The sequence below is a fragment of the Gemmatimonadaceae bacterium genome, from assembly GCA_036003045.1.
Classification (GTDB): Bacteria; Gemmatimonadota; Gemmatimonadetes; order Gemmatimonadales; family Gemmatimonadaceae; genus JAQBQB01.
In genome coordinates this window covers 1-5,556 of the sequence record DASYSS010000106.1, presented here as the reverse complement: position 1 = coordinate 5,556, position 5,556 = coordinate 1, and the positions used below count along the sequence as shown (strand labels likewise).

Sequence of the window (5,556 nt, the reverse complement as noted above, 5' to 3'; positions counted from 1 at the left end):
CGGAGCGTGAACGTAGAAGCCGTCGCCGTCTCGGCGAGGTTCGCCGTGTTGGTGACCGCCGTCCACGTTCCCGTGTTCGTCGTGCCCTGCTGGAAGACGACGCCAACGTTGTCGACGCCGTTGTGATCCAGGTTGCGCGTGCGGTTACCCGCGATCTGGTCCGGACCACGGTAGCCGGCCGCCGAATCCGCCGCGAAGCGGAAGGCCGCACCGACGTAGCCGTTGACCGACGTGCCCTGATCCGCATTGCTCGCGAGAGCGAACGTGCCGCTCGCCGGGCGCTGCGTGTCGAGGCGGAACGGATTGGTGCCACCGAACGGCGGCGTGCCGCCCGCGGCCGGATTGGCCAGGAACGAGGCAGCGGTCACGATCGGGAAGCCGCTCGGGTTGAAGAAGTTGTTACCCGAGTTGTCGACCGTGGTCACGCCGAGTTCTTCATCCGCGAAGCCGTCCGTGATCCCGTCGATGTTGAGCGGGCTCGTGGAGGCCGGGTTGTTCGTATCGAGGAACGTCACCGACTGGGTGCCTGCACCCGTCGCCGTCGCCGTCGCGCCTTCAAAGGTGAAGACCATCGACGCGGCCGAGCGACCCGGGGTAAAGAAGACCGGCGTCGCCGTGACAGTCACGTCGCCACCGTGCCAGTTGAGGCCCGTGGTCGGGTTCAGCGCCTGCTTCGTCGACGCCATGGTGCCGACGATGACGTCGGGGTTCACGAGCGTCAGGGTCTCGGTGTTCGAGCCCGACTGCGTGCCCGCCGCCGTACGCGCGCGGCCCTTGAGGACGCAGTTGCCGTTCTTGAACGCAACCGCGCCGCTCGTGGCGTTGAAGTTCGCCGTGTTGAAGCTGAGCTGCACCGGAGCCGAAGCCGCTTCGGCCGCGATCGGCGCCTTGTCCGAGCCGATGTTCTGGCTGGCCACGACCGTATCCGTGCCGGAGTTGCCCGTACCCGAGCAGTTCAGAATGAGGTCGACGCCCGTAAGCGTCTGCGTGCCCGGATCGACGTTCAGCGTCACGTCGATCTGGCCCATGATGGCGGCAATGTTCGCCGGAACCGAGCTGCAGTTTCCGAAGAACGAGCACGTGGTCTGGTTGACGCTGGCGATCGTGATCGTCGCCGGAACGCTCGCGCCGACCGTGACCACCGCGGCGCCCGAGACGCCCGTGTTCTGGACCGAGGTCGCAATGATCGAGGCCGTACCACCGGAAACCGCCGTCACGACGCCGTTGTTATCAACGGTCGCGATCGCGGTCGCCGACGACTTCCAGGTCACCGCGCGGTTCGTGAGGTCAGGACCGCCCGTTACTGTCGCCGTGAACGTGACCTTGTCGCCGATCTTCATCGCGATCGGTCCCGGCGGCGAAACTACTACCAACGACACACTGCTGTCCTTCGGCGGCTGGGTCACGGTCACTTTGTCGCCGCAGGCCGTGGCCGTTGCGGCGGCAAAAGCAAACGCGCCTAGCACAAAAGTAGAACGAACTACGGATGGCATCTTACCCCCTTGGTAAGTGATGCATGTGAAAAACTGAACTCCGACTTCGGCTACCCTCCGACTTCCATACATCGTCACATCGCGCCACGTACACCGGGTGGAACGACCGCGATCGTCTGCGACGCTCGGGGAAGCGTGGCTCTTCCCCATGGAAAAACTCGCAAAACGCACTACTGGCACAAAAAGAGTCAGTACGGGAAACGACGCAAGATATTGGTGACCGTCAAGTCGGTCAAGAACAAGGATCCTGGCGATTTACAGGTTTTAGTGACTCTGTTTTCTCAAGCCCTCGTCGGCTTGCTGCTCCCGTCAGCGCACTTCGGTAGTCAAGAAAACTGACACAAAACCGCGCGACACCGGGCCCGAATGGGCCTGGCGTCGGATTAGGACGCGGACCTTCGCCCCAAGTAACGGCGAACCGTCAAAGGTTCCGGACACCAGACCAATCGGTTGCCTTCCCGTGACTTCCGGCATGTCATGACTACCGAAACCAACCCGAAGCGATAATTTCTTTCCGCATGGCCGCGAGCGACGTCGTTCTGCCCGTCCCGTCTCTGCACCCCGACTCGTCCCCGCACCCCGACTCCGCACCAGTCCTCTATCCCCCCCGGGACCGAAGTGTCGACGGCAATCCCCGCGACTTCACCGCGGAGCTGAACCATGAACAAGCCGCTGCCGCCACTCACGGCTCCGGCCCGCTCCTCGTCATTGCCGGCGCCGGCACCGGCAAGACCCGAACGCTGGTCTACCGTGTCGCCCACCTCATAGAACAAGGCGTCGCCCCCGAGCGAATCCTCCTCCTCACCTTCACCCGGCGCGCGGCGCACGAGATGCTCTCCCGCGCCGAACGCCTCGTCGGCTCGGCGTCGACGCGCGTGCAAGGGGGAACGTTCCACGCCATGGGGCACCGGTTGCTCCGCCAATTCGGCCCGGAGGCCGGTCTCGCCCGCGACTTCTCGATCATGGACCAGGGCGATGGCGAAGACCTCATGCAGCTCGCCCGGGGAAGCCTCGGCTTTGGGAAATCCGAAAAGCGATTTCCAAAAAAGGAAACGCTGCACTACGTCTACTCCCGCCACATCAACGCCGAAATCCCGATCGAGACGCTGATCGAGCGAGAGTTCCCGCAGTTCCTCGAGCAGATGCAGGGTATGATCCGCGTCTACGCCGAGTACGTGAGCCGAAAGTCGGACCGCAACCTGGTCGACTACGACGACCTGCTCCTCTTCTGGGCGCTCATGCTGGAGCAATCGCCCGTGCTGGCCGATCGCATCTCCGGGCTCTACAGCCACATCCTCGTCGACGAATATCAGGACACGAACCTGTTGCAGGCTCGCATCCTCCGCGGAATGTGTCGCACCCACAAAAACATCACGGTCGTAGGCGACGACGCGCAAAGCATCTACTCGTTTCGCGGCGCCAGCTTCCGGAACATCTTGGACTTTCCAAGACAATTCGAAGGAACGCAGGTCGTGGCCCTCGAGCAGAACTACCGCTCGACCCAACCGATCCTCGACTCGACGAACACATTGATCTCGCGCGCGCTCGAGCGCTTCACGAAGCAGCTCTGGACGCAACGCACCGGTTCCGAACCGCCCTGGCTCGTCACGGCACGCGACGAACAGTTGCAGACGCGCTTCGTCGTGGATCGTGTGCTCGAGCTGCACGAAGAGGGCACGCCGCTGCGCGAGATCGCCGTTCTGGTTCGTGCGGCGTACATGTCGGCGGATCTCGAGATCGAGCTCGCCAATCGAAACATTCCGTTCGAGAAGTGGGGTGGCCTCAAGTTCCTCGAGGCAGCGCACGTCAAGGACGTCCTCGCGTTCCTCCGCGTGCTCGACAACCCGCGCGACGAAGTGAGCTGGTACCGCATTCTGATGCTGATGCCGGGAATCGGCGACGCGACCGCGCGCGCGATCATGCAGACGCTGGCCGAACGGTCGTGGGATCCCGACGCGTTCGCGCGATTCGAGCCGCCGGCGCGCGCCCACGACGCGCATCGCGACCTCGCCGACTTGCTCCGTCGCTTGCGCGCCGCCAAGCGCGGCGAAGCGGGCGTCGGCGAAGACATCGACGAGATCCGACTACTATATGATGCGGTGCTCGCCGAGCGATACGATCGGGCCGAGCCGCGCCTGGCCGACCTCGATCAGCTTCGCGTGATCGCGGCCGGCTACCCGAGCCGCTCGGCGTTCCTCGCCGCGATCGCGCTCGAGCCGCCGCAGAGCACACAAGATTTGGCGTCCGGCAGCCAAGAGGAAGACGACGCACTGGTGATCAGCACCGTGCACAGCGCAAAGGGCAAGGAGTGGGACGCGGTCTTCGTGATCTGGGCCGTGGACGGCTGGTTCCCGTCGTCGCGATCGCTCGACGACGAGGATCAGTTGGAGGAGGAGCGTCGGTTGATGTACGTCGCGATGACGCGCGCGCGAAATCACTTGGCGGTGACGTACCCGCTCAACGTCTACGCGACGCGCCGCGGCTCGGATTACTCGATCGACCAACTGTCGCGCTTCCTCGACCGCGGCGTGCGCGACAAGATGAAGCGCGTGGTGCCTCGCGATCCGGCGGCGCCCGAGTCGCCGGCTCAGCCCCAACCCCGCGCCGACGCGCCGCCCATCGATCTTCGCGCTCTGTTGCGCGGACGTTTCGAGCCGCCTGGAGGGACCGCGCCAGTCTAGCAACAGGCTTGACTGAGAAGAATTCAACGCGGATGAGCGCCGATTGTGAACGACGATGCAGCATCGCTGTTCACGATTGGCGTTCATCCGCGTTGAGTTGTCTTGAGACTCCGTGGTAGCCCGCGAAACGCCTAATCACGACCCAGCTAGCCAGGCTCGAGTCGCGCCGAACGGATCTTTCGGCTCACTCTTCGCCAGATCGATGATCCGCGAAATCGCTTTGCGGAGGTCGCCGTTCTCGCGAACCCAGACGCGATCGAACAGATCGAGGTTCGTGTTGTAGATCCGGTGTGCGAGCAGCGCGGCGTTGTCGAGGCGGATGCGGGTCAGCGCCGCGGCGGGAATCGTGCGCAGTTGGGGGCCGAGCGTGGCGACGAGATCGCGCCGCGCGCGCGCGTAGAGTGTATCGCGCGCCGCGATCCGCGCGAGGGAATCGGTCGCGTGCGCACGAAACGCCGAGTCCACGCTCGTGTAGAGCGTCGCCCAGAACTGGGCCAACAACTTGTCGTCGGCCCATCGCGCGTCGGCTTGATCCGCGGCCGCCGAATCACCGCGTGACCGAAAGAACCACGCGGACCCTCGAGCGCCGACGAAGCTCGCGAACGATTCGTTGAAGACCGCCTGCCCCGGCGCATAGAACGTGTTGTGCGTCAGCTCGTGGATGACCGTGTTCGCGAGGTCTATGGTGTCAGCTCTCAGTGAAGTGGAGAGGAGCGGATCGTTGAACCAGCCGAGCGTGCTGAAGGCCGGAGACGGTCGGAGATAGACGTCGAAGCCTTTCCCGGCGAGGTCGCGTTCCGCCGCGCGCGCCGCGCCGAAATCGAAGAACCCCTTGTACGGCACTCGCCCAACGATCGGAAACCACCACGTGTAGGCCGCGAGCCGGTCGCGGTACGCGCCGGAAAGTACGAGCACGAGCGTGTCGCGGTCGAGGTGCGTGTACGTCGTGAAGCTTCGGCGAGCGCGGAGCTGAATGGAATCCGCCGCGAACGCGCGCGCCGCGAGCACGAGCTTCAACTTGGCCGCCGCGTCGATCGGCGTCGCCGGATCCGCCACGATCCTCTCGATCGAACGACGCCGCGCGAGAATCGAGCCCTCCGCCCACGCAGCGCGCACGAGATAACGCCCGGTCGGCGACAGGGCCAGCCAGGCGATGAGCAGCAGAACGAGGATGCCGAGGATGCGACGGATTCTTCGCATTGAGGAAGGGTAGACGGGTGGACAGGTGGACCGGTGGACAAGAACTACGCAGTGCTCTCGGATCCCTGTCCACCCGTCCACCCGTCCACCGTCCACCCGTCCACCCGTCCACCCGTCCACCCGTCCACCCGTCCACCCGTCCACCCGTCCCCCGCTATTTTATGAGATGGGCTTCGTCCACC

At 64.6% G+C, this 5,556-nt stretch carries 4 protein-coding genes; 2 read left to right on the top strand and 2 right to left on the bottom strand.

Translation table 11 applies throughout. From position 1 onward, the window contains the following. A partial coding sequence (locus VGQ44_23380; GenBank protein HEV8449785.1) for a hypothetical protein occupies nt 1–1,028 on the bottom strand: 1,028 nt, incomplete at its 3' end. Here VGQ44_23380 and VGQ44_23375 point away from each other — a divergent pair. Both VGQ44_23375 and VGQ44_23370 read left to right on the top strand, forming a co-directional pair. Further along, nucleotides 1,027–1,509, top strand: a complete 483-nt coding sequence (locus VGQ44_23375; protein HEV8449784.1) for a hypothetical protein — start codon at nt 1,027–1,029, stop codon at nt 1,507–1,509. The genes VGQ44_23380 and VGQ44_23375 overlap by 2 nt on opposite strands. A gap of 502 nt (nt 1,510–2,011) precedes the next feature. After that, complete coding sequence (locus VGQ44_23370) at nt 2,012–4,174, top strand: ATP-dependent helicase (protein ID HEV8449783.1); 2,163 nt, start codon at nt 2,012–2,014, stop codon at nt 4,172–4,174. Between the two features lie 135 nt (nt 4,175–4,309). Here the strand turns inward: VGQ44_23370 and VGQ44_23365 are convergent, their stop codons facing one another. Then, entirely contained in the window at nt 4,310–5,374 is a 1,065-nt protein-coding gene (locus VGQ44_23365) for an aminopeptidase (protein ID HEV8449782.1), read from the bottom strand. Nucleotides 5,375–5,556: the final 182 nt, after the last annotated feature.

Bases quoted from the DNA above. Each gene is read 5' to 3' on its own strand.
- VGQ44_23375 (HEV8449784.1), top strand. From the start codon at position 1,027: ATGATGGCGGCAATGTTCGCCGGAACCGAGCTGCAGTTTCCGAAGAAC.
- VGQ44_23370 (HEV8449783.1), top strand. From the start codon at position 2,012: ATGGCCGCGAGCGACGTCGTTCTGCCCGTCCCGTCTCTGCACCCCGAC.
- VGQ44_23365 (HEV8449782.1), bottom strand. From the start codon at position 5,374: ATGCGAAGAATCCGTCGCATCCTCGGCATCCTCGTTCTGCTGCTCATC.